At 31.3% G+C, this 22817-nt stretch carries 18 protein-coding genes; 9 read left to right on the top strand and 9 right to left on the bottom strand.

The features are described from left to right. Positions 1 to 21 precede the first annotated feature (21 nt). Both ACIQ16_RS00525 and pckA read left to right on the top strand, forming a co-directional pair. Complete coding sequence (locus tag ACIQ16_RS00525) at positions 22 to 405, top strand: DUF423 domain-containing protein (protein WP_396148058.1); 384 nt, start codon at positions 22 to 24, stop codon at positions 403 to 405. Between the two features lie 72 nt (positions 406 to 477). After that, a complete protein-coding gene (gene pckA / locus ACIQ16_RS00530) occupies positions 478 to 2103 on the top strand; it encodes a phosphoenolpyruvate carboxykinase (ATP) (RefSeq protein WP_396148059.1) in 1626 nt (541 codons plus the stop codon). Between the two features lie 109 nt (positions 2104 to 2212). Here pckA and ACIQ16_RS00535 read toward each other — a convergent pair whose 3' ends face one another. Next, entirely contained in the window at positions 2213 to 2962 is a 750-nt protein-coding gene (locus ACIQ16_RS00535; protein ID WP_396148102.1) for a uroporphyrinogen-III synthase, read from the bottom strand. Between the two features lie 22 nt (positions 2963 to 2984). After that, positions 2985 to 3650 carry a DUF4271 domain-containing protein gene (locus ACIQ16_RS00540; RefSeq protein ID WP_396148060.1) on the bottom strand — a complete coding sequence of 222 codons (666 nt, stop codon included), beginning with the start codon at positions 3648 to 3650 and terminating at the stop codon, positions 2985 to 2987. A 99-nt stretch (positions 3651 to 3749) separates the two neighbouring features. Here ACIQ16_RS00540 and ACIQ16_RS00545 point away from each other — a divergent pair, with 99 nt between their 5' ends. From ACIQ16_RS00545 to ACIQ16_RS00555, 3 genes are read left to right on the top strand one after another with little or no spacing between them, the layout of a single operon-like run. Beyond that, the gene (locus ACIQ16_RS00545; protein WP_396148061.1) at positions 3750 to 4472 is read left to right on the top strand and encodes a polyprenol monophosphomannose synthase; all 723 of its coding nucleotides are present in this window, start codon (positions 3750 to 3752) and stop codon (positions 4470 to 4472) included. Beyond that, the gene (locus tag ACIQ16_RS00550) at positions 4473 to 5816 is read left to right on the top strand and encodes a dihydroorotase (protein ID WP_396148062.1); all 1344 of its coding nucleotides are present in this window, start codon (positions 4473 to 4475) and stop codon (positions 5814 to 5816) included. It abuts the gene before it with no gap. A gap of 6 nt (positions 5817 to 5822) precedes the next feature. Then, positions 5823 to 6152, top strand: coding sequence for a DUF4296 domain-containing protein (locus ACIQ16_RS00555; protein ID WP_396148063.1), 330 nt, complete (start codon positions 5823 to 5825; stop codon positions 6150 to 6152). 53 nt (positions 6153 to 6205) lie between these two features. Here the strand turns inward: ACIQ16_RS00555 and ACIQ16_RS00560 are convergent, their stop codons facing one another. Beyond that, positions 6206 to 7747 (bottom strand): glycine--tRNA ligase, encoded by a 1542-nt coding sequence (locus ACIQ16_RS00560; protein WP_396148064.1) that lies wholly within the window; start codon positions 7745 to 7747, stop codon positions 6206 to 6208. A gap of 43 nt (positions 7748 to 7790) precedes the next feature. Continuing rightward, positions 7791 to 8609, bottom strand: a complete 819-nt coding sequence (locus ACIQ16_RS00565; RefSeq protein WP_396148065.1) for a hypothetical protein — start codon at positions 8607 to 8609, stop codon at positions 7791 to 7793. A 38-nt stretch (positions 8610 to 8647) separates the two neighbouring features. On the opposite strand from ACIQ16_RS00565, the gene ACIQ16_RS00570 reads away from it, so the two are divergent. Beyond that, a complete protein-coding gene (locus ACIQ16_RS00570) occupies positions 8648 to 9352 on the top strand; it encodes a ComF family protein (protein ID WP_396148066.1) in 705 nt (234 codons plus the stop codon). 70 nt (positions 9353 to 9422) lie between these two features. Further along, positions 9423 to 11021, top strand: coding sequence for an Ig-like domain-containing protein (locus ACIQ16_RS00575; protein ID WP_396148067.1), 1599 nt, complete (start codon positions 9423 to 9425; stop codon positions 11019 to 11021). A 59-nt stretch (positions 11022 to 11080) separates the two neighbouring features. On the opposite strand, the gene ACIQ16_RS00580 is transcribed toward ACIQ16_RS00575, so the two are convergent. From ACIQ16_RS00580 to ACIQ16_RS00595, 4 genes are all read right to left on the bottom strand, one after another. Beyond that, positions 11081 to 11842 carry a succinate dehydrogenase/fumarate reductase iron-sulfur subunit gene (locus ACIQ16_RS00580; RefSeq protein ID WP_396148068.1) on the bottom strand — a complete coding sequence of 254 codons (762 nt, stop codon included), beginning with the start codon at positions 11840 to 11842 and terminating at the stop codon, positions 11081 to 11083. 6 nt (positions 11843 to 11848) lie between these two features. Continuing rightward, positions 11849 to 13858, bottom strand: a complete 2010-nt coding sequence (locus ACIQ16_RS00585) for a fumarate reductase/succinate dehydrogenase flavoprotein subunit (protein ID WP_396148069.1) — start codon at positions 13856 to 13858, stop codon at positions 11849 to 11851. A 6-nt stretch (positions 13859 to 13864) separates the two neighbouring features. After that, a complete protein-coding gene (locus ACIQ16_RS00590; protein WP_396148070.1) occupies positions 13865 to 14782 on the bottom strand; it encodes a succinate dehydrogenase cytochrome b subunit in 918 nt (305 codons plus the stop codon). A 156-nt stretch (positions 14783 to 14938) separates the two neighbouring features. Then, complete coding sequence (locus ACIQ16_RS00595; RefSeq protein WP_396148071.1) at positions 14939 to 17557, bottom strand: WD40/YVTN/BNR-like repeat-containing protein; 2619 nt, start codon at positions 17555 to 17557, stop codon at positions 14939 to 14941. A 99-nt stretch (positions 17558 to 17656) separates the two neighbouring features. Here ACIQ16_RS00595 and ACIQ16_RS00600 point away from each other — a divergent pair, with 99 nt between their 5' ends. Next, positions 17657 to 18949, top strand: coding sequence for an aminopeptidase P family protein (locus tag ACIQ16_RS00600; protein ID WP_396148072.1), 1293 nt, complete (start codon positions 17657 to 17659; stop codon positions 18947 to 18949). Positions 18950 to 19087: 138 nt separating this feature from the next. After that, entirely contained in the window at positions 19088 to 19867 is a 780-nt protein-coding gene (locus ACIQ16_RS00605; RefSeq protein ID WP_396148073.1) for an alpha/beta fold hydrolase, read from the top strand. A 103-nt stretch (positions 19868 to 19970) separates the two neighbouring features. On the opposite strand, the gene ACIQ16_RS00610 is transcribed toward ACIQ16_RS00605, so the two are convergent. Further along, positions 19971 to 22760: a PD-(D/E)XK nuclease family protein gene (locus tag ACIQ16_RS00610; RefSeq protein WP_396148074.1), complete on the bottom strand. Its 2790-nt coding sequence runs from the start codon at positions 22758 to 22760 to the stop codon at positions 19971 to 19973. Positions 22761 to 22817 lie beyond the last annotated feature (57 nt).

Raw genomic sequence — 22817 nt, forward strand, 5'->3', positions numbered from 1 at the left:
TGAAGAGATAAAACACAATCCATGGAAAAGAAAATTCTACTTGCCGCTTGTACTTTGGGCTTTTTAGCTATTATATTTGGGGCTTTTGGTGCACACGCCCTAAAAAAAACACTTACTGTTGAACAATTAAATTCTTTTGAAACAGGTGTGAAATATCAAATGTATCACGCCTTGTTTTTATTGTTCATTGGCGCAACGCAAATTATTACCTTAAAGGAAAAAACAATCATATTTTATTTGACTTTAACGGGTGTGTTCTTTTTTTCAGGTTCCATTTATGTATTAACAACTAACGGCTTAACTGGAATTAAATCAAAACTAATTGGGCCTATAACACCAATAGGAGGTTTACTTCTTATCCTATCTTGGGGATATTTATTTTATGCAATTTTGACGAAAAAATAACAGAAAACGCGTATTTGTCAAATTATTGTTTAATTTTGCACTTTAAATAAAAGCAACATAACTTATAATTTTATGGATACCTACGCTCAATTTACGAAATCGATTTCGTTAGAAAAATATGGAATCAAAAATGTTACCGAAATCGTATATAACCCTTCCTATGATTTACTTTATAACGAAGAGTTAAATGACAACCTACAAGGTTATGAAAAAGGTCAACTAACAGAACTTGGCGCCGTTAATGTAATGACGGGTGAATTTACAGGTCGTTCTCCTAAAGACAAATATATAGTAAAAGACAGCACAACTGAAAATACCATTTGGTGGAATTCTGAAAAAGCGGTTAACGATAACAAACCTATTTCAACAGAAACTTGGGATGCCTTAAAAGAAACTACTTCAACTCAATTATCTGGAAAAAGACTTTTTGTAATAGATGCGTTTTGTGGTGCAAATGAAAACACACGTTTAAAAGTTCGTTTCATTATGGAAGTGGCTTGGCAAGCGCACTTTGTAACAAATATGTTCATCAGACCAACCAAAGAAGAATTAGCAAACTTTGGCGAACCAGATTTCGTGGTGATGAATGGTTCTAAAACATCGTTTAAAGATTACGCTGCGCACGGATTAAATTCGGAAGTGTACGTTGCCTTTAACTTAACAGAAAAAATTCAATTAATTGGTGGGACTTGGTATGGTGGAGAAATGAAAAAAGGACTTTTCGCATTAATGAATTATTACTTACCCTTACAAGGAATTTCATCGATGCATTGTTCTGCAAATAAAGGAACAAATGGCGATGTAGCTGTTTTCTTCGGGCTTTCTGGAACAGGAAAAACAACATTATCTACTGACCCTAAACGCGAATTAATTGGTGATGACGAACACGGCTGGGATAATGATGGCGTGTTTAATTTTGAAGGCGGTTGCTATGCAAAAACTATTGATTTAAGTGCGGCAAACGAACCTGATATTTTTAAAGCTATAAAAAAAGACGCCTTATTAGAAAATGTTACGGTTGACGCAAATGGAAAAATAGATTTTAAAGATGGTTCCGTAACACAAAATACACGTGTTTCATATCCTATTTATCATATAGACAATATAGTAAAACCTATTTCAAAAGCAGGACATGCTAATAAAGTTATCTTTTTAACCGCAGATGCTTTTGGGGTTATGCCACCAGTTTCAAAATTAACGCCTGAACAAACAAAATATTATTTTTTATCAGGATTTACCGCAAAATTAGCAGGAACTGAGAGAGGGGTTACACAACCAGAACCAACGTTTTCGGCTTGTTTTGGAAAAGCTTTTTTAACTTTACATCCAACAAAATACGGTGAAGAGTTAGTAAAAAAAATGGAAGAACATCAAGCTACTGCTTACATGGTAAACACCGGTTGGAATGGAACTGGAAAACGAATATCTATTAAAGACACAAGAGCTATAATTGATGCCATTTTAGATGGTTCAATTGAAAAAGCAGCAACTACAATTGTACCTGTTTTTAATTTTGAAGTGCCAACTTCATTACACGATGTTGACGACACTATTTTAGATCCAAGAAATACCTATGCAAATACTTCAGAATGGGATACAAAAGCTACAGATTTAGCTTCTCGTTTTATTAAGAATTTTTTACAATACACAGATAATGAAGAAGGCGCTGCTTTAGTCGAAGCAGGTCCAAAATTATAACCTACCAAAAATAACCTACTTTTAAAACGTCTTGTAAATCAAGACGTTTTTATATGTCACAAAAAAAGCGTTCATTTCTGAACGCTTTTTTAATTTATATATAAAATAATTATTTCCCTTTATTTGCTTCTGCTACATATTTTTCCAAAGCACCTGTCATAGATGGTGTTCCTGGAGCTGGCGCTAAAATATCAACTCGTAATCCATGATCTAATGCTTCTTTCTGAGTAGTTGACCCAAACACAGCAATTCTTGTGTTATTTTGCTCAAAATTTGGGAAATTCTTAAACAATGATTTTATTCCTGTTGGACTAAAAAAAGCCAAAACATCATAATACACATCTTTTAAATCAGATAAGTCACTCATTACAGTTTTATAGAAAATACCTTGTTTCCAATCAACTTTTAAACCATCTAATGTTTGTGGCACATCATGATTCAATTGATCTGTATTCGGCAATAAAAACTTTTCGTCTTTATATTTTTTTATAAGTGGTGCTAAGTCAGCAAAATCCTTCTGACCTACGTAAATTTTACGTTTTCTGTACACAACATATTTTTGTAAGTAAAACGCAACTGCTTCCGATTGACAAAAATATTTTAAATCTTCAGGAATTTTATATCTCATTTCTTCAGCTACTCTAAAAAAATGATCTATTGCATTTTTACTTGTAAAAATAATTGCTGTAAAATTATTTAAATCAATTTTTTGCGTTCTTACTTCCTTTGCAGAAACCCCCTCAACATGAATAAAAGGTCTAAAATCAATTTTAACCTTAAATTTATTTTGTAAATCGTGATATGGAGAATTATCCACTTTAGGCTCTGGTTGCGAAACCAAAATCGTTTTTACTTTCAAATTTGACATATCTAACAAATTCCTAATTTTTCGTTACCCAATAATACATGAAATAATATGGTAGTATTTCAAGCGTGCAAAGATATAAAATAAAATAAAATAAATTGCCTAAAATAGTCTTTTGATATGTTTTTACTAAAAAATAATAAGTGAAAACATTATATAGTAAAAAAATAGTTAAAATAATATAAAAAACCGCTTTTATAGGCCAAGAATTATAATACAAAATAATATTAATCGGCAATAATACAAACCCTAAAAAAGCGCGATAATTGACTTTTATTAAGTTAAATTGATCCACTAAACTTTCCGAATTAATAGTTGTGCCTATAATTTTTTCAATTAAAAACTTAGACAAAATAAAAACAAACAAAAAAGTAATAATTTGAATATATGTAATATAATTATCGGTTTGAGTGTAATTAAAATAACTTAACAGCAACAAAATAAAAAACGAAAATGAAAGTAATTGAATAACAAACATAGAAATGGTAAACCAACTCAATAAATTATTTGTGTCTTTATATACTTTATTGTACTTGTCTGAATATCCTAATTTTATAAATTCGTTAAATCGAACCGAAAAAACAGTTTTATTAAGCGCTACAATAGAAATTGCCAACACAAATAATACGGTTGCCCAATCTTTATTAACTAAAATTCGTTCTGATAATTGCAAAATATTCATACTGCAAAAGTAACAAAAAAAATAACTCAAATAAATTATAAAATTATTAAGAAAATAAATGTAAAAATAACTTAATTTTGTAAAGTAATAAAAGTAACAATGTCAGCAGGAATAGTAATTATACCTACATACAACGAAATTGAAAATATAGAGCGGATTATCCATGCTGTTTTTCAATTGCCTTCAAGCTTCCACGTTTTAATTGTGGATGATAATTCGCCCGACGGAACATTTAATAAAGTAGCTGAATTACAAAAACAGTATCCGGAAAAATTATTTTTAGAAGTTAGAACAAAAAAATCTGGTTTAGGAACTGCTTATGTGCATGGGTTTAAATGGGCGCTTTCGCATAATTATCAATATATTTATGAAATGGATGCCGATTTTTCTCATAATCCAAACGATTTAGAAAAATTATATTTGGCTTGTCAAAACGGCGCTGATGTGGCAATTGGCTCAAGATATTCTAAAGGTGTAAACGTGGTTAACTGGCCTTTAAACCGAGTTTTGATGTCTTATTTTGCTTCGGTTTATGTAAAATTTATTACCGGAATGCAAATTCATGATGCCACAGCTGGTTTTATTTGTTATAAAAGAAATGTTTTAGAAACAATAAATATTGATAAAATTAAGTTTGTAGGATATGCATTTCAAATAGAAATGAAATATCGTGCTTTTGTAAATAAATTTAAGATTGAAGAAGTTCCTATTATTTTTACAGACAGAACCTTAGGCGAATCTAAAATGAGCGGCGCCATTATCCGTGAAGCTGTAATTGGGGTGATTATGTTACGAATTAGAAAAATATTTAACAAACTATAAATGAGTACATTTTTAATTAAAAATGCAAGAATTGTAAATGAAGGGAGCGTCTTTGAAGGAGATGTATTAATTGAGAATGAAATTATCCGTCAGATTGCAGAAAACATCAGTGCAAAATCTTCGGAATGTATAATTATTGATGCAGAAGGAAGTTTTTTAATACCTGGTGTTATTGATGATCAAGTTCATTTTAGAGAGCCAGGACTTACACACAAAGGCGACATCGCATCAGAAAGTAAAGCCGCAGTTGCTGGTGGAATTACCTCATATATTGAGCAACCCAACACGGTTCCGAACGCAGTAACTCAAGAGCTTTTAGAGGATAAATATCAAATTGCTTCCAAAACATCTCACGCCAATTATTCATTTATGATGGGCGGCACAAACGATAATTTAGAAGAAATTTTAAAAACCAATCCTAAAAATGTAGCGGGTTTAAAACTGTTTTTGGGATCATCTACTGGTGATATGTTAGTAGATAGTTCTGCCTCGTTAGAAAAAATATTTTCTAATACGAAACTTTTAATAGCTGTTCATAGCGAAGACGAAACCATTGTAAAAAATAATTTAGCGAAATACAAAGAAATCTACGGTGATGACATTCCAGTAGAAAAACACCCAGAAATTAGAAGTGTAGCAGCATGTTACGAGTCTACTGTTAGAGTTATTGAATTAGCAAAAAAAACTGGAGCAAGATTGCATGTTTTTCATATTTCAACGGCTAAAGAATTAGACTTATTTACAAATAAAATTCCGCTTGAAAAGAAACAAATTACAGCTGAAGTTTGTATTCATCATTTGTGGTTTATAGATGCAGATTATGAAACCAAAGGTTCATTAATTAAATGGAATCCAGCTGTTAAAACGAAAGAAGATAAGGACGCACTTTGGAAAGCACTTTTAGATGATAGAATAGATGTAATTGCCACAGACCATGCGCCTCATACTTTAGAAGAAAAATCAAATCCATATACAACTTGCCCATCTGGAGGTCCATTAGTACAACATGCTTTAGTAGCCATGATGGAGTCCTACTTTAATGGTAAAATTTCTATAGAAAAGATCGTTGAAAAAATGTGTCATAATCCAGCGAAAATTTTCAAAATAGAAAATCGTGGTTTTATTAAAGAAGGTTATTTTGCCGATTTAGTTATAGTGAATCCACATATGCCTTGGAATGTAAAAAAAGAAAATATTATTGCAAAATGTGGCTGGTCGCCATTTGAAGGAATTAATTTTAAATCGAGAGTGACACACACTTTTGTAAATGGAAAACTGGCTTATGCCAATGGAAAGGTAAAGGATATTATAGCTGGACAAAGGTTAACTTTTGATAGAGAATAAAGCTAGATGAAAAAAATAATTTATTTAACCGTTTTTTTTGGATTATTTGCTTGTAGCGAAAATCCCGTAAAACCTCCGAAAAAACTTTTGGACGAAAAAACTATGGAAAATATTTTATATGATATAGCAATTTTACAAGCCGCTAATAGTAATGCCCCAGAAATTTTACAAGCCAACAAAATTGAAGCTAAAAACTTTATTTATAAAAAATACAAAATTGATAGTGCTACGTATCATCAAAATAACAGATATTACGCTGCAGAAGTGAACAATTACAAACACATGCACAATCGAATTTTAGCTAGGCTAGAAAAACACCAAAATGCTAAAAAATAAAAAAAACGCCAAATTCAATGAATTTGGCGTTTTTTTTATTTATTCTGAACATATTACATTTTCATTAACCAATTTCTTACCGAAACTTCTTTATCAATAATGTTTTTTAAATCGTCAATTGCTACACGTTCTTGAACCATCGTATCTCTATAACGAATAGTAACCGTTTTGTCTTCCAACGTTTGATGATCTACAGTAACACAAAATGGCGTACCCAAAGCATCTTGACGTCTGTAACGACGACCAACGGCATCTTTTTCATCGTATGCTACATTGAAATCCCATTTTAATTCTTCCATAATTTCTTTGGCAATTTCTGGTAACCCATCTTTTTTAACCAAAGGTAAAACAGCTGCCTTTGTAGGTGCTAAAACAGAAGGCAAACGCAATACAGTACGAGTAGAGCCATCTTCTAATGTTTCTTCTTGTAATGCTTTTGAAAATACCGCCAAAAACATTCTATCTAAACCAACGGATGTTTCCACTACATAAGGCACGTAGTTTTTATTTTCTTCAGTATCAAAATATTGTAATTTTTTACCCGAAAATTGCTCGTGAGCTTTTAAATCGAAATCTGTACGGGAATGAATTCCTTCTAATTCTTTAAATCCGAATGGAAAATTAAATTCAATATCAGCAGCTGCATTTGCGTAGTGTGCTAATTTTTCATGGTCGTGAAAACGATAATTTTCAGCACCTAATCCTAATGATTTGTGCCAATTTAATCGCGTAGTTTTCCAGTATTCGTACCATTTCATTTCTTCACCTGGTTTCACGAAAAACTGCATTTCCATTTGTTCAAATTCGCGCATACGAAAAATAAATTGTCTCGCCACAATTTCATTTCTAAAAGCTTTACCCGTTTGTGCAATTCCAAAAGGAATTTTCATTCGGCCTGTTTTTTGAACATTTAAAAAGTTTACGAAAATTCCCTGTGCCGTTTCTGGACGCAAATACAAATCCATCGCCGTATCCGCAGAAGCGCCTAATTTAGTACCAAACATTAAGTTGAACTGGCGTACTTCTGTCCAATTACGAGATCCAGAATCTGGACAAGCGATTTCTAATTCTTCAATTAAAAGTTTTACATCATCTAAATCACCAGCGTCTAAACTTTTCGCCATTCTGGCTAAAATTTCGTTCTTTTTAGATAGATATTCTACAACTCTTGGGTTTGTAGTAATAAATTCTCGTTCGTTAAAAGCATCACCAAAACGCGCCTTTGCTTTTTCTATTTCTTTTTGTGCTTTAATGTTTAATTTTTCGGCATAATCTTCAATTAAAACATCTGCACGATATCTTTTTTTAGAATCTTTGTTGTCAATTAATGGGTCGTTAAACGCATCAACATGTCCTGATGCTTTCCAAGTAGTTGGGTGCATTAATATTGCTGCGTCTAAACCTACAATATTTTCATGCATTTGCACCATGGATTTCCACCAATATTCTCTAATATTTTTTTTTAGTTCTACACCGTTTTGTGCGTAATCATATACCGCACTTAAACCATCGTAAATTTCGCTAGAAGGGAAAATAAATCCGTATTCTTTTGCATGCGAAACTACATTCTTAAATAAGTCTTCTTGTTTTGCCATGTTGCAAAAGTAAAAATAGGAAAGGAATTAAAAAAGTAATTTTTTAATTATAATTGAAAATGGTTGAACTAATTTTAGTAGTTCCTGAATATAAGTTTACAATATATCTTCCTTTTACCGTTTTGTTCTTTTCTAAATCAACATAACTGCAAACATCTGTTATTTGTTGCTGGTATTCAAACTTTACTAATTTACTATATTTTAAAGTAATATTATTATTTTCAAAGGTTAAATCTTCTACAGAAACGATATCGTTTTTAGGATTTACGACTTGTACAAAAAATTCTTTTTCGCCAGAAGAAATTAATTTATTTCTATCAACTGTAAAGCAAACTCTAATTTGTTCAATTGGTTTTACTTTATTTGGTGTTTTATTATCTGTAAGAAACTTAACCCCTTTTACTTGCAAATTAGTTACTTCAAACTTAGCATCTTTTAAAGCCGTATTTTCAGTAATTTTTGGAGTTTTAACTTCTGGTTTAATTAACGTTCTAAGTTTTTCTATTTGCTTTAATTTTTCTTTCAGTATTTTAATTGAATCCTTTATTTGATCAATTTCCTTATTTAATTCCGATAAATTCTTAAATTTAATATTCTTTTTAGGATCTTTTAAATCAGACACTTTTATAGACAAATCCTGAAAACTTTCATCAAAATTATTATATAAACTCGAAACAGAATCGTACTTCGTAAGTATTTCTGATAATTGACTTTGCGTAATTAATGTTTCTTGTTTTAATGTGTCTTGTAGTTCTTTAGCAGATTTGTTATCTTTATAACTTTTAAATAACACAAGCAGTAAAAAAATTGACAATAAAAGTATAGCGACCTTATAGGTGTTGTTGTTTCTTTTTGAAGACATTCTAAATATTTTTACTAAAGTAAAACTAATGTTTTAATATGATAAAATTTTTCGACCAAATACATAAAAATCTGTTAAACGTGGTGTTTCCTGCGTTTTGTAATGGCTGTTCGAAACTACTTTTAAAAAACGAAAAAATAATTTGCACCACTTGTATGCATCATTTGCCACTTACTCATCATCATAATTTAAAAGAAAATGAAATGCATAGGGCATTTTATGGCATAGTGCCTTTTGAATTTGGTGCTTCGTTATTATATTTTAGAAAAAAAGGGATTGCACAACAACTAATGCACAATTTAAAATATAAAAACCAACAAGAAATCGGCACTTTTTTAGGAGATATTTTTTTAAAAAACGTATTAGATTTGCCTATTTTTAATGATATTGATGTAATAATTCCTGTGCCCTTACATAAAAAACGTCTTCACGAAAGAGGATACAATCAAGTTACTACTTTTTGTGAAGCATTAGAAAAAAACTTAGCTATTCCGATTATTGATTCTGTTTTAGTAAAATCAATTAACTTAAAATCACAAATTCAAAAGTCAAAAGAAAATCGCTTAGAAACCAATAAAAATGTATTTTCAATTGAAAACGCCCATAAAATTGAAGGAAAACACGTGTTGCTTGTAGATGATATTTTTACTACTGGCGCCACTATTGAAGCGTGTGCTAAAGAAATATTAAAAATTAAAAACACCAGAATTAGCATTGTAACAATGGCATATACACAATCATAAAATTTATTTAAATATTATGATGCGAATGAATATAATTGTTACTTTGCAGGATTAAATAGCTACATAATTAATGAAAAAAATCATATTACTTCTTACTATAATTTCTCTTATATGTATCAGTTGTGCCAAAAGAGGTATGGTTTCTGGTGGCCCAAAAGATAGTATAGCACCCGTTATTGTAAAAAGTACACCGAAAAATTATGAAACCAATTTTTCTGGAAAAACTATAAAAATTGATTTTAGCGAATACATAAAAGTAAAAGACATTAACAAACAATTGATTGTGTCGCCACCTATGGCAAAAAATCCAACAATTGTGCCACAAGGAAGTGCGAGTAAATTCATTTCAATTACTTTAAATGAAGATTTAAAACCGAATACTACCTACAGTTTTAATTTTGGACAAAGTATTGCAGATTACAACGAAGGCATCCCGTATTCGCAATTTAAATATGTGTTTTCAACAGGAGCTTTTGTAGATTCTTTAAAAGTTTCAGGAGAAATTGTAGACGCATTTGAAAAAGAAACAGATGAATTTGTAACCGTGATGTTATATGACGCTGAAACGTATAATGATACATTAGTCTATAAAAACAAACCCGTTTACATTACTAATACTTTAGAAAAAAACACAAAGTTTACTATTGAAAACATAAAAGAAGGTAACTATTATTTAGTGGCTTTAAAAGACAAAAACAACAATTACAATTATCAGGCTAAAACGGAAAAAATTGCCTTTAAAAAGGAAAAAATAAAAATTCCTTCAGATAGTAGTTATACTTTAAAACTATTTGCTGAAAAAAACGAAATCAAAACCTATTCGCCAACACTGGAAAGCAACAACAAATTGTTTTTAGGTTACGAAGGCAATGCTAACAATGTGAAACTTTTTTATAAAAAAAATAACATTGAAACGCCTTTACGATTTGCAAAATCAGCGAATAAAAAATCGGATACTTTACAAGTTTTTATGCCTAAAGAAGCTAAAGATTCTATACAAATACTTGTGAAATCTGACAACTATTTGAAAAATTATGTGGTGAAATTAAAAAAGCTAAAAGAAGCCGATTCATTAAAAGTGACGCTTTTTGCTAATAAAAAATTTCAATTTAACGAAAAACTTAGTTTAGAAACCACTACGCCAATTAAAAAAATAAATGCTGAGAAAATATTTCTGAGAAAAAAAGATAGTACTTCAGTCTCCTTCACAACAGAAATTAACGATTTTGAGCAATTGATTTCTTTTGACTTCAAACAAGAAGAAAACGAAAAATATGATTTAGAACTTCTTCCAGGAGCTATAGAAGATGCATACGACACCAAGTCGGACAGTTTGAAATTTGCATTCGATAAAGGCGCAATAAGCGATTTTGGAAATTTAAAATTGCGATTGAAAAACATCAATAGATTTCCGTATGTGGTACAAATTTTAAATACTTCTGGAGATATCGTTAGCGAAAAATACTGTACTAAAGAAACCGAATTGTATTTTGAGGCCATTCAGCCAAGCAACTACCAAGTACGTTTGTTTTATGACGATAATAAAAATAGAATTTGGGATTCAGGAAATTTCAAAACCAAATTACAACCCGAAGAAATGATTTATTTTCCCGGTTTAATTGACGTAAGAGCCAATTGGGATGTGGATCAAGAATTGGAGTTAAAATAATATAAAAAAACGCATTCAAATTTGAATGCGTTTTTTATTTTAATAAAGTTGTGTTCAAATTAAAGTACACTTGCTTTTAAATATTCTCTATTCATACGGGCGATGTTTTCTAAAGAAATTCCTTTTGGACATTCTACTTCACACGCTCCTGTATTGGTACAATTTCCGAAACCTTCTTCGTCCATTTGACGTACCATATTTAAAACTCTCTCTGTAGCTTCTACTTTTCCTTGCGGTAATAAAGCGTATTGAGAAACTTTTGCTCCAACGAATAACATGGCTGAACCGTTTTTACAAGTCGCCACACAAGCTCCACATCCAATACAAGCTGCTGCTTCAAAAGCTTTATCTGCATCTTGTTTGTTAATTGGAGTTGCATTAGCGTCAATAGTACGACCTGAAGTATTTACAGATACGAATCCACCTGCTTGTTGAATTCTGTCAAAAGCACTTCTATCTACCATTAAGTCTTTTACAACTGGAAACGCTTTACTTCTCCATGGTTCAATAAAAATAGTTTCGCCATCTTTAAATTTACGCATATGTAACTGACATGTTGTAGTTCCAGTATCTGGACCGTGTGCACGACCATTAATATATAACGAACACATTCCGCAAATTCCTTCACGACAATCGTGGTCAAATGCTACTGGCTCTTGTTGGCTATTGATTAATTGCTCATTTAATTGGTCTAACATTTCCAAGAAAGAACTGTCAGTAGAAACATTATCTAATTTATATGTTTCCATTTTACCTTTAGTTCCAGCATTTTTTTGACGCCAAATTTTAAGGTTGATATTTATATTTTTTTTAGCACTCATAATATCTTATTTATAGTTTCTAGCTGCAATTTTGATAAACTCATATTTCAATTCTTCTTTATGAAGTACTGATTTACTTGCATCGCTTCCATTATATTCCCAAGCTGCAACATAAGCGAAATTTTCATCATCACGAAGCGTTTCTCCTTCAGCATCTTGATATTCTTCACGGAAATGTCCACCACAAGATTCTTTACGTAATAAAGCATCTTTTGCCATTAATTGTCCCAATTCAATAAAATCAGCTACACGAAGTGCTTTTTCTAATTCTTGGTTCAATTCGTTTGCTGCACCTGGAACTCTTACATCAGCATAGAAATCTTCTCTTAATTGTCCAATTTCTTCAATTGCTTCTGTTAATCCTTTTTCATTTCTAGCCATTCCGACTTTATTCCACATAATTAATCCTAATTTTTTGTGGAAATAGTCAACAGATTTTGTACCGTTATTGTTAATTAATTGCTCAATAGACTGACGAACAGCATTTTCAGCCTCCATAAATTCTGGAGTATCCGTTGCAATTTTACCTGTTCTAATTTCGTCTGCTAAATAGTTAGAAACTGTGTAAGGCAATACGAAATACCCATCCGCTAAACCTTGCATTAAAGCAGAAGCTCCTAAACGGTTGGCTCCGTGGTCTGAGAAATTCGCTTCACCAGCTACGAAACATCCTGGAATAGATGACATTAAGTTATAATCAACCCAAACTCCACCCATTGTGTAATGCACTGCAGGATAAATTTTCATTGGTGTTTCATATGGATTTTCATCTGTAATTTTTTCATACATCGTGAAAAGATTTCCATATTTTGATTCTACCCATTTTTTTCCTAAATCTTGAATTTTCTCATCAGATGGATTGTGATCTCCTTGCGTAAACGCAGCTTGTTTTCCTTTTGTAATGATTTCTGAAGCAAAATCTAAATAAACGCCTTCATTGGTATCATTCGCTTCTATTCCGTGACCTGCATCACAAACATCTTTTGCTGCACGAGACGCTACATCACGTGGTACTAAGTTTCCAAACGCAGGGTATTTTCTCTCTAAGAAATAATCTCTATCTAATTCTGAAATTTGAGTTGGTTTTAAGTTACCCGATCTAATGGCTTCGGCGTCTTCTTTTTTTGCAGGCACCCAAATTCGCCCTGAATTACGAAGTGATTCTGACATCAAAGTCAATTTAGCTTGGTTGGTTCCATGAACTGGAATACAAGTTGGATGAATTTGTACAAAACAAGGATTTGCAAAATGTGCTCCTTTTTTGTGTACTTTCCAAGAAGCTGTAACGTTACTTCCCATTGCATTTGTAGATAAGAAATATACATTTCCATAACCACCCGATGCAATAATAACAGCATGAGCTGAATGACGTTCTAACTCACCAGTAATTAAATTACGAGCAATAATTCCACGAGCTTTGCCATCAACTTTTACAATGTCAAGCATTTCGTGACGGTTATACATTTTTACATTCCCTAAACCAATTTGTCTAGATAATGCAGAATACGCTCCTAATAATAATTGTTGACCTGTTTGTCCAGCGGCATAAAAAGTACGTTGTACTTGTGTTCCACCAAATGAACGGTTATCTAATAATCCCCCATAATCTCTTGCAAAAGGAACACCTTGTGCCACACATTGGTCAATAATATTTGAAGATACTTCTGCTAAACGGTGTACGTTTGCTTCACGCGCACGGTAATCACCACCTTTAATAGTATCATAAAATAATCTATAAGTACTGTCACCATCATTTTGATAGTTTTTCGCAGCGTTTATTCCTCCTTGAGCCGCAATTGAGTGTGCTCTACGAGGTGAATCTTGAAAGCAAAACGCTTTTACATTGTAACCCATTTCTCCAAATGAAGCAGCAGCCGAAGCACCTGCTAAACCTGTTCCTACTACGATTACATCAATTTTTGGTCTATTGTTTGGAGCCACCAATTTAAGATTATTCTTATGGTTGGTCCATTTTTCTGAAATATGACCTTGAGGAATTTTAGAATCTAATGCCATATGTTTTTATTTTGTAAAAAAGTGAATGTAAATTGGAATAATTGCAAATAAAAACGCAACTACAACTGAAAATGCTTTTCCAAATGATTTAATAGCTGGTGTAAATTTACCATTTGCTCCTAAAGATTGGAAAGCACTTTGAAAGCCATGCCATAAATGGAAACCTAATGCCATCATAGATAACACATAAAATATAACGAAAAACAACCCTTCGTTTGGAATTACATTGAATAATTTTCCTTTACTTTTAAAGAAAGCATAGGTTAATTTGTGTAAATCTTTGAAACCAATAAATAAAACTTCACCTGTTTTAGCGTCTTTAACAATATTTGAACCTTCGATAACTAATTTAGTAGTATTTCCAGGTTGATTATTATTTTGTTCTACTAATGTTTTTAAAGAGCCACCTGGAGGCAAAGGAATCGTCTGAATTTTAGAATCTGGTGTTCCAATAAGCATAGATTGAGATTGCCCTTGATTTCCTTGTGTTTTCGTAACTAAAGGCATAGTAGCATCAAAATGCATTTTTGCCCAAAAGTTAATCATATGTGTAGAAATAAATACCAAAACAATTGTTCCTAAAACCGCCATATTTCTTGAAGAAAAACTACTGTTTTTTGAAGGATTACTCATTGCGTAAGCTACTGGACGTGCTTTTTGGTTTTGAATTGCTAAATAAATCCCATCGATAGCGTGAAAAATAATAGAAATGTACGTTAAATAAGAAAGTAATTTTACTGCTGGATTAGTAGTCATAAATAGCGCATACTTGTTAAATTGTAACGCCGCTTCAATAGTGTCGCCAGCTAACAATTGTAAGTTACCTAATAAATGCCCAACTAAAAACAAGCACAAGAACAATCCCGTAAGTGCCATCCAATATTTTTTTGCAATAGATGACTTTAAAAATGCTGATTTTGCCATAATTATAGTTAATGTTAATTTGAATATTTTAATGTTAGCAAAAATAAAGGTTATAAGTAAGACTTACAACCTTTGAAAGTTAATTTATAATCATTTTAAATGAGTTTAACATTTGTTGAATATCAACATATTAAGTGTTGAGTTTACAAACAAATTCTATCTCATTTGATTTTTTTCTGTTATATCTAAATTTTGCGTTTCCTTCTTTCCGTTATTTTCTAATTCAATTGTATATTTCCCCGCAGGTAAATAGTATTTTTTATTTCCAGATTGATTGATTTTTACTTTACTATCTTTCTTTTCTATTGCGGTTTTTATTTTTTCATCAATACTTAAATCAAAATCTACTTTAAGCATTCCTTTTTCTGCTTTATTTTGACGATTAAAAACTACAATTCCATCTTTATTTTTTATCGTTAAAACCGAAGTTGAAAGTTCTTTTACATAATACCAAATTAATACATTTGGTGTGTTTTCGGTGCCCCAAGCAGAACGCTTATTTCCCCAATTTTTAGAATAAGAAATGTTCTTTACAGGAAATAATGCTAGGCCGTTTGTCTGTGTTTTCTCATTAATTTTTTGAATGTTCGAAAGATTTACCTTGTACAATGAACGACCGTGAGAGGCTACAATTAAATCTTTTTCTCTTTTTTGAATTACCAAATCGTGTACGGCAACATTTGGAATTTCGCTTGAAAAATCTTGCCAAGTTATTCCTCTGTCAATAGAAATAAATAAACCCGTATCTGTACCTAAATATAAAATGTTTTCGTTTTCAGAATCTTCAAGAATTACATTTGCAGCATTTTGATTGAAATTCTCCGTTAATAATTTCCAAGTTGTGCCTAAATCTTCCGAAACATAGGCATAAGTAGTGAAATTATCATTTCTATATCCGTTTAACGTAATATAAATTCTATCGGATTTAAACGTTGAAAATCGCACACGAGACACCCATAAATTTTGCGGCAAATTAGTTGATATTTTTATCCAATTTTCGCCGCTATCTTTTGTTACATAAACATTTCCATCATCTGTTCCAATAACTAATTTTCCGAATTTAAATTTACTTTCAGCTATGGATGTTATGGTTCCAAAAGGCACATTCCCTTCCACTTTTCCATTGGTTAAATCGGTAGAAATATTTTCCCAGTTTTTGCCTTGATTCATCGAACGAAACACATATTGTCCGCCAAAATAAACAACATCTTGATTATGAGACGACAACAAAATAGGCGCTTGCCAATTAAATCTGTAAGGTTCTTCTTTTTTATCTGCTTGAGGAGTAATGTATTTTCTTTCTCCTGAAATTCTATCTATTTTGGTATAATTTCCAAATTGATATCCCGTGTAAACCAAATTATTAGTTCTTGTATCAATTTGAACTTGCATTCCATCGCCACCGCTTAAAAATTCGTAAGGATATTTTCCGTCTTGTAACCATTCTACATTATGTTCATAATTATTTGGACCCGCCCAAACACCATTATCTTGCAAACCTCCATACACTTCATAATTTTCTTTTTCATCTACGTTTACAGAATAAAATTGCCCAACGGCTTGGTTATTGCATTTTATCCAATGTTTCCCGTTATCGAATGTAATATTCACACCTCCATCATTTCCATTTATTAGGTGATTTGAATTTTTTGGATTCACCCAACAAACGTGATGATCAGAATGAACATTATCTTTACTGATTGATTCTAAAGATTTTCCTCCATCATTAGAGAATAATAATGGAACCGCTGAAATATATAAACGATTTTCATTAGATTCATCCACAGTAATATCTGCAAAATAATATCCGTAAGAATAAAAGGCATCATCAATAAATTTGTCATTTGTTTTAGTCCACGTTTTTCCAGAATCGGTGGTTTTGTATATTTCTGCACCTATTACTTCCACTTCAAACAAAGCGGCATTGGCATCTTTTGGCTTTTCACTTGAAGCATTTGGTCGCAAATTTTGATTGTCTACAATCGCATAGGTAATATTCTCGTTATATGAAGTTACACCAATTCTACCAATTCCAATATTAGTTGGAAAACCAGAATTGGCATTAATTTTTTTCCAAGTAGTCCCAGCATCTTCACTTTTATAAATACCAGAATGAATTCCATTTCCTTTAAAATTATTTGCTTTACGTTCCCGTTCCCATGCCGAAGCAAACATAATATTTGGATTGTTTGGTGCAAAACTAATATCTACAATTCCTGTTTCGTCATTAATATATAATGTTTTAGCCCAACTTTTTCCTCCATTTGTGGTTTTAAAAACGCCTCGTTCTTCATTTTTTGAATACAAATGACCTAAAACACCTACGACAATTTCGTTGTTATCTTTCGGATTTATCCAAATTTTAGAAATATGATGACTATCTGTCAAACCAATATTAGTCCACGTTTTACCTTTATCTGTAGATTTCAAAACCCCAATTCCCGCATATGAAGAACGTGAAGAATTTACTTCACCTGTTCCTACCAAAATTAATCCCGAATTCCAATCCACTGCAACACAACCTATATTCTGAGTTGGCGCTGCATCCATTACAGGTTCAAAACTGGTTCCGTTATTATTGGTATACCACAAACCTCCAGAAGCATATGCCGCATAAAATTCAGTTGGATTTTGAGGATTTACCGCTAAATCGACTATCCTTCCACTCATTATTGTTGGTCCAATATTTTGAAAAGCAACGGATTGAAAATTAGTCTCCTGACCAAAAGAAAGTAAAGTACTAAAAAAAGAAATTAAGAAAACAAGATTTTTCATTTTTATATAATTTGATTTGTTTCAAAATTAATAGAATTATTTGACAACTATTTGTTTGAAAGTTATTAATTTTGAAAACTTTACTAACATTTTTACAAAATGAAATATTTACCAATAAATCGAGAACTTTTTATTAAAAATCGTAAAAACTTTATGGCACAAATGAAGCCAAACGGAGTTGCTATTTTTAATTCGAATGATATATATCCTGTTTCTGCAGATAGTACGTTGCCATTTGCACAACATCGCGATATTTTTTACTTATCAGGTGTGGATCAGGAAGAAAGCATTTTATTATTATTTCCAAATGCGCCGTATGAGCACTTGAAAGAAGTACTTTTTTTAAAAGAAACCAATGAGCATATTGCCATTTGGGAAGGTGAAAAACTTACTAAAGATCGCGCTTTTGAAGTAGCGGGAATTAAATCAGTATATTGGTTACAAGATTTTCATAAAGTGTTAAAAGAAGTGATGATGTATGCTGATACGATGTACATTAACACCAATGAACATTACAGAGCAGCAGTAGAAACAGAAACACGTGAAGATCGTTTTATAAAATGGTGGAAAAACGAATATCCTGCGCATAAAGTAGAAAAATCAAATCCTATTTTACAGCGTTTACGTTCTGTAAAAGACCAAATTGAATTGGATTTAATTCAAAATGCGTGTAATATTACAGAAAAAGGAGTGCGAAGAGTATTAAATTTCGTAAAACCTGGCGTAACCGAGTATGAAATTGAAGCCGAATTGGCTCACGAATTTTTACGCAATCGTTCTAAAGGTTTTGCTTATACTCCAATTATAGCTTCAGGAAACAATGCAAATGTGTTACATTATATAGAAAACAACCAAGTTTGTAATGCTGGCGATTTAATTTTGTTAGATGTTGGTGCAGAATATGCCAATTATTCTTCCGATTTAACTCGAATGATTCCGGTTTCTGGAAAATTTTCTGACAGACAAAAAGCAGTTTACAACGCCGTTTTATATGTAAAAAACGAAGCTACAAAAATGTTGGTTCCTGGCACAAATTGGAAACAATACCACGTAGAAGTTGGTAAAATTATGACTTCCGAATTATTAGGTTTGGGTTTAATCACGAAAGCAGATGTTCAAACTGAAAACCCAGAATGGCCAGCATATAAAAAATATTTTATGCACGGCACTTCACATAATTTAGGATTAGATACGCACGATTATGGCTTGTTACACGAGCCAATGCAAGCCAATATGGTTTTTACGGTAGAACCAGGAATTTATATTCCAGCAGAAGGTTTTGGAATTCGTTTAGAAGACGATGTGGTCATTCAACCAAAAGGAGAGCCTTTCAACTTAATGAAAAATATTCCTATCGAAGCAGATGAAATTGAATCGATAATGAATAGTTAGATTTGTTTCAAGTTTCAAGTTTCAGGTTTCAGGTTAAACGGTTTGCGAAAGTGAGCCGTTTTTTTTGAACACAAAAAACATTGCGTGCTTTGCGAAAAAACTTTGCGCTCTTTGCGTTTAAATTCTACATTTGTATTTATGAAAACCACCAACTACAAAAACACTAAAATCAGTTATACCGACCAAGGAAAAGGCAATGCGGTTATTTTGTTACACGGATTTTTGGAAAATAGTACGATGTGGAACTATTTAGCACCTGTTTTAGCTAAAAAAAACCGAGTAATTTGTATTGATTTGTTAGGTCACGGGCAAACGGATTGTTTAGGATATATTCATAGTATGGAAGATATGGCGGATGCTGTTCATCATGTTATTTCCGAATTGAAAATCAGAAAAGCAGTTTTCATTGGACATTCTATGGGTGGTTATGTGGCATTGGCTGTTGCCGAATTATATCCAGAATTTATGAAAGGTTTGGTGTTGTTAAATTCAACATCTCGTGCCGATAGCGAGGAACGCATTGCAAATAGAACGCGTGCGATAAAAGCCGTGAAACAAAATTATGTGGCTGCTGTCAGAATGAGTATCTCCAATTTATTTTCAGAAGAAAACAGAACAAAACTTTCGGAACAAATTGAATGGGTTCGAGAAAAAGCGCTTCAAACACCATTACAAGGAATTATTGCTGCTCAGGAAGGTATGAAATTAAGAAAAGACCGAGAAGTAATTTTACATTTTGCCACCTATCCAATTTTACTAATTTTAGGAAAAAAAGATCCTGTTTTAAATTACGAAGAAAATGTAGAGCAAATTGAAGGCACAAATGTAAAACTAATTTCATTCAATGACGGACATATGAGTCACCTCGAAAACCAAGCGGAATTGGAAAAAGTTATGGTTGGGTTTTTGAAGGGTTAACCGTAAAGCTCACAAAAATTTCGCAAGGCACGCAAAACTTCAACAAAACATATATAAAAACCGTTGAAATATTCGTAATTAACTTTGTATTTTGTGGCAAAATTTATTTTATCACTTCTTTAAAAGAAATCGCAGGATTTAAAATTTCTTGAATTAAAATCACCAATTCTTCTTTAAAATTTTCTAAAAAATCAGTTGAAATTATAGTTTCACCAACAACACCTCTGCCTTTACCAAATGTAAATGGTAAAAATCCAGCTTTCATATTCTTAAAAGAAAATATTCCGACTTCCACATTATAATTTCCTTCTAAAGGATTTTCTTGAAACATTAATGCATAACACAATAATTGAATAATTTTATCATTAGCCAAATCGAGTGTTAAACCTTCAAACGTATTTATTTTTAATTTATTGGCTTCAACTTTTCCAGTTTTGTAATCAATGATTCGAATCGTGTTATTTCGCAATTCAATTCTATCTACTTTTCCTGAAATTTTAACCGGATAAGGTAAATTAGGATGTTCAAATATGGTTTCGTGCGGTTTTTCTAAAGACAAAATAAATAGTTCGTCACCATTTTCGATATGCTGTTTTTCTTGAATTAAAAAATTATAAATGTTTCTTTTAGCTACTTCGAAAGCAATTAAATTTTTTCCTTTTTTAATTTCTCCTTCTTTATAAACTTCAATAAATTTTTCTAATGTAATAGCTTCTATATTTTGAATCATCACATCAATATCTGTAACTTGAATTTGAATATTTTTACCTTCAAAAGGAGCATACATTTTCTCTAATACTTCGTGGATTATGGTTCCTAATGTATTAGCCGCCACATTTTCTTCAACTTCTTCATTTTCGCGAACGCCTAATATTCGTTGGTAATAAAACTGTATTGGGTTTCGTAAATAATTAGTTAAAGCAGAAGGCGAAAATCCCTTACCCGTTGCAATTTCTTCTAATCTGTATAAAATTGGTTGTGTTTTTATTACCTCAATTGGTTGATAAATTGTATCGGGTTTAATTGCGTTATAAAACACCTTTTTAAAATTATGATTTGGCAAATGTTCAATTTCTAACTGAGTAATAAATCGACTTTTCTCTCCAGCATCAATACCTTCAGAATGGGTATTATAAAGTAAATAAATATTTTTAGCCCGTTGCAATAAACGATAGAAATGATAGGTAAAGATGGCATCCCGTTCTTTATATGTTGGCAATCCTTTTTCTAATTTTACATCGTATGGAATAAAGGAATTGTTCGATTTTCCGCCAGGTAATTTACCTTCATTTAACGACGTAATGATTACATTTTCGAAATCTAAAACACGACTTTCTAAAATTCCCATGATTTGGAGACCTTTGAGTGGTTCACCTTCAAAAGAAACCTGAGCCTGATCGATAACTTGTTTGTAAATAGAAAATAAAATTTCTAAATTTTCAATTTTATTATACGTTTCAAAGTAATTTGTTATTTTTAAAATGACATTATAAATTGAAAACACAAATGCTTTGGTAACTTTATCTTGTTCGTTTTGATTACTTAAATGTGTTTTAATGTAAATTAGAATGACTTTTAATTTCTCTAAAATTTCATTTACAGATACATTCCAATCGAAAAACAAATGTTGGACTAATTCATTACTCGATAAATCATATTTAGAAAATAATTCGCTTAGTCGATTACTGGTAATAAAGGTTAAATTAGAATTTTTTATAATTTTAACCACTTCATTCGCTTGAATACTCGAAACAATTAACGGATTATTTAAAATTTCTAATACTTCTTTATAGTAAAAGACGCTTTGTTTTTTATTTCTATTTTGGGCATTTAAATGCAGTTGAAATAATTTATAAATTAGAATTTGTGCTGGATTGTTTTTACTTGGATAACCCATAGTAATATTTAAATCTTCTACCTCAACAGGTAACGCATTTAAAATTGGTATTAGAATATTTTCTTCACTTAAAACAAGTGCAGTATTTTCTAATGATTTGTTTTCAAATACGATTTTTTCTATAATTTTTCCTGCAATTTTTGCCTGACCAATAGACTTTGGTGTACCAATAACTTCAATATTTTTATCGCTTGAAAAAGTATCAGTTATCCAATTAAAAGGATGTGTTTCAAAATGTTTCCAAGAGTTTTTTATTCTTCGCAAAAACAATCCTGCATCGTGAAATTCATCTTTTAAAAAAACAGCATCTATATCCCAAAACACTGAGGCTTTATTATGTTCTAATAAACATTTAATTATAGTTTCTTCCGAGGCATTCAACGCATTAAAACCAGCAAATACAAACGTTTTATCTTCTGATTTTTCTGCAAAAGCCAAACAATTTTCGGATGCTTTTCTATATAGTAAGCCTTGATAACCTACTTTTTTATTTATTAAATGTTCTGTAAATTTTTGATAATAAAATGGCATTAATTTCCAAAAATCTAAATGGTTTTCAATTAATTTAGATTGACTATTTACATTTGGAGTCCAATGTTTAATACGTTCAATATCTAATAAATACGAAAATATTTCATTCTGATTGATAAGATATCTGTCAATTTCATTAAAATCTTGAATTAACGTAACCGCCCAACTTGAAAATTTTTCAAAATCTTGCTGTTTTGATTTTTCAGTAGTATCCAAATAAACAATATAAAACTCAAACAAAAGCTCAATATTATCTAATGTTCTTAATTGCGCGATTTCCTCAATTAGCATTTCAATACTAATTATTTTAGGAGCTAAAAAAGTTGTAGAAGATTGTTTTTTTAATTCTTCAATTAAAAAAATCTTTGCTCTTTTGTTTGGTAAAACAATATTGGTGTGGTGTAACGGTGTAGAATTATTGCTTAATAACTCTTTTGCCAGTTTAGATAAAAATGATGCATCCATGGCAATAAAGATAAAAAAAAGGTCTCAATAAATTGAGACCTTTTTAAAATATTATAA

The sequence above is a fragment of the Flavobacterium sp. genome, assembly GCF_044360715.1.
GTDB lineage: Bacteria > Bacteroidota > Bacteroidia > Flavobacteriales > Flavobacteriaceae > Flavobacterium.

Bases quoted from the DNA above. Each gene is read 5' to 3' on its own strand.
- ACIQ16_RS00525 (WP_396148058.1), top strand. From the start codon at position 22: ATGGAAAAGAAAATTCTACTTGCCGCTTGTACTTTGGGCTTTTTAGCT.
- ACIQ16_RS00580 (WP_396148068.1), bottom strand. From the start codon at position 11,842: ATGAGTGCTAAAAAAAATATAAATATCAACCTTAAAATTTGGCGTCAA.
- ACIQ16_RS00585 (WP_396148069.1), bottom strand. From the start codon at position 13,858: ATGGCATTAGATTCTAAAATTCCTCAAGGTCATATTTCAGAAAAATGG.
- ACIQ16_RS00540 (WP_396148060.1), bottom strand. From the start codon at position 3,650: ATGAATATTTTGCAATTATCAGAACGAATTTTAGTTAATAAAGATTGG.
- ACIQ16_RS00545 (WP_396148061.1), top strand. From the start codon at position 3,750: ATGTCAGCAGGAATAGTAATTATACCTACATACAACGAAATTGAAAAT.
- pckA (WP_396148059.1), top strand. From the start codon at position 478: ATGGATACCTACGCTCAATTTACGAAATCGATTTCGTTAGAAAAATAT.
- ACIQ16_RS00575 (WP_396148067.1), top strand. From the start codon at position 9,423: ATGAAAAAAATCATATTACTTCTTACTATAATTTCTCTTATATGTATC.
- ACIQ16_RS00605 (WP_396148073.1), top strand. From the start codon at position 19,088: ATGAAAACCACCAACTACAAAAACACTAAAATCAGTTATACCGACCAA.
- ACIQ16_RS00560 (WP_396148064.1), bottom strand. From the start codon at position 7,747: ATGGCAAAACAAGAAGACTTATTTAAGAATGTAGTTTCGCATGCAAAA.
- ACIQ16_RS00565 (WP_396148065.1), bottom strand. From the start codon at position 8,609: ATGTCTTCAAAAAGAAACAACAACACCTATAAGGTCGCTATACTTTTA.
- ACIQ16_RS00550 (WP_396148062.1), top strand. From the start codon at position 4,473: ATGAGTACATTTTTAATTAAAAATGCAAGAATTGTAAATGAAGGGAGC.
- ACIQ16_RS00590 (WP_396148070.1), bottom strand. From the start codon at position 14,782: ATGGCAAAATCAGCATTTTTAAAGTCATCTATTGCAAAAAAATATTGG.
- ACIQ16_RS00610 (WP_396148074.1), bottom strand. From the start codon at position 22,760: ATGGATGCATCATTTTTATCTAAACTGGCAAAAGAGTTATTAAGCAAT.
- ACIQ16_RS00600 (WP_396148072.1), top strand. From the start codon at position 17,657: ATGAAATATTTACCAATAAATCGAGAACTTTTTATTAAAAATCGTAAA.
- ACIQ16_RS00570 (WP_396148066.1), top strand. From the start codon at position 8,648: ATGATAAAATTTTTCGACCAAATACATAAAAATCTGTTAAACGTGGTG.
- ACIQ16_RS00595 (WP_396148071.1), bottom strand. From the start codon at position 17,557: ATGAAAAATCTTGTTTTCTTAATTTCTTTTTTTAGTACTTTACTTTCT.
- ACIQ16_RS00555 (WP_396148063.1), top strand. From the start codon at position 5,823: ATGAAAAAAATAATTTATTTAACCGTTTTTTTTGGATTATTTGCTTGT.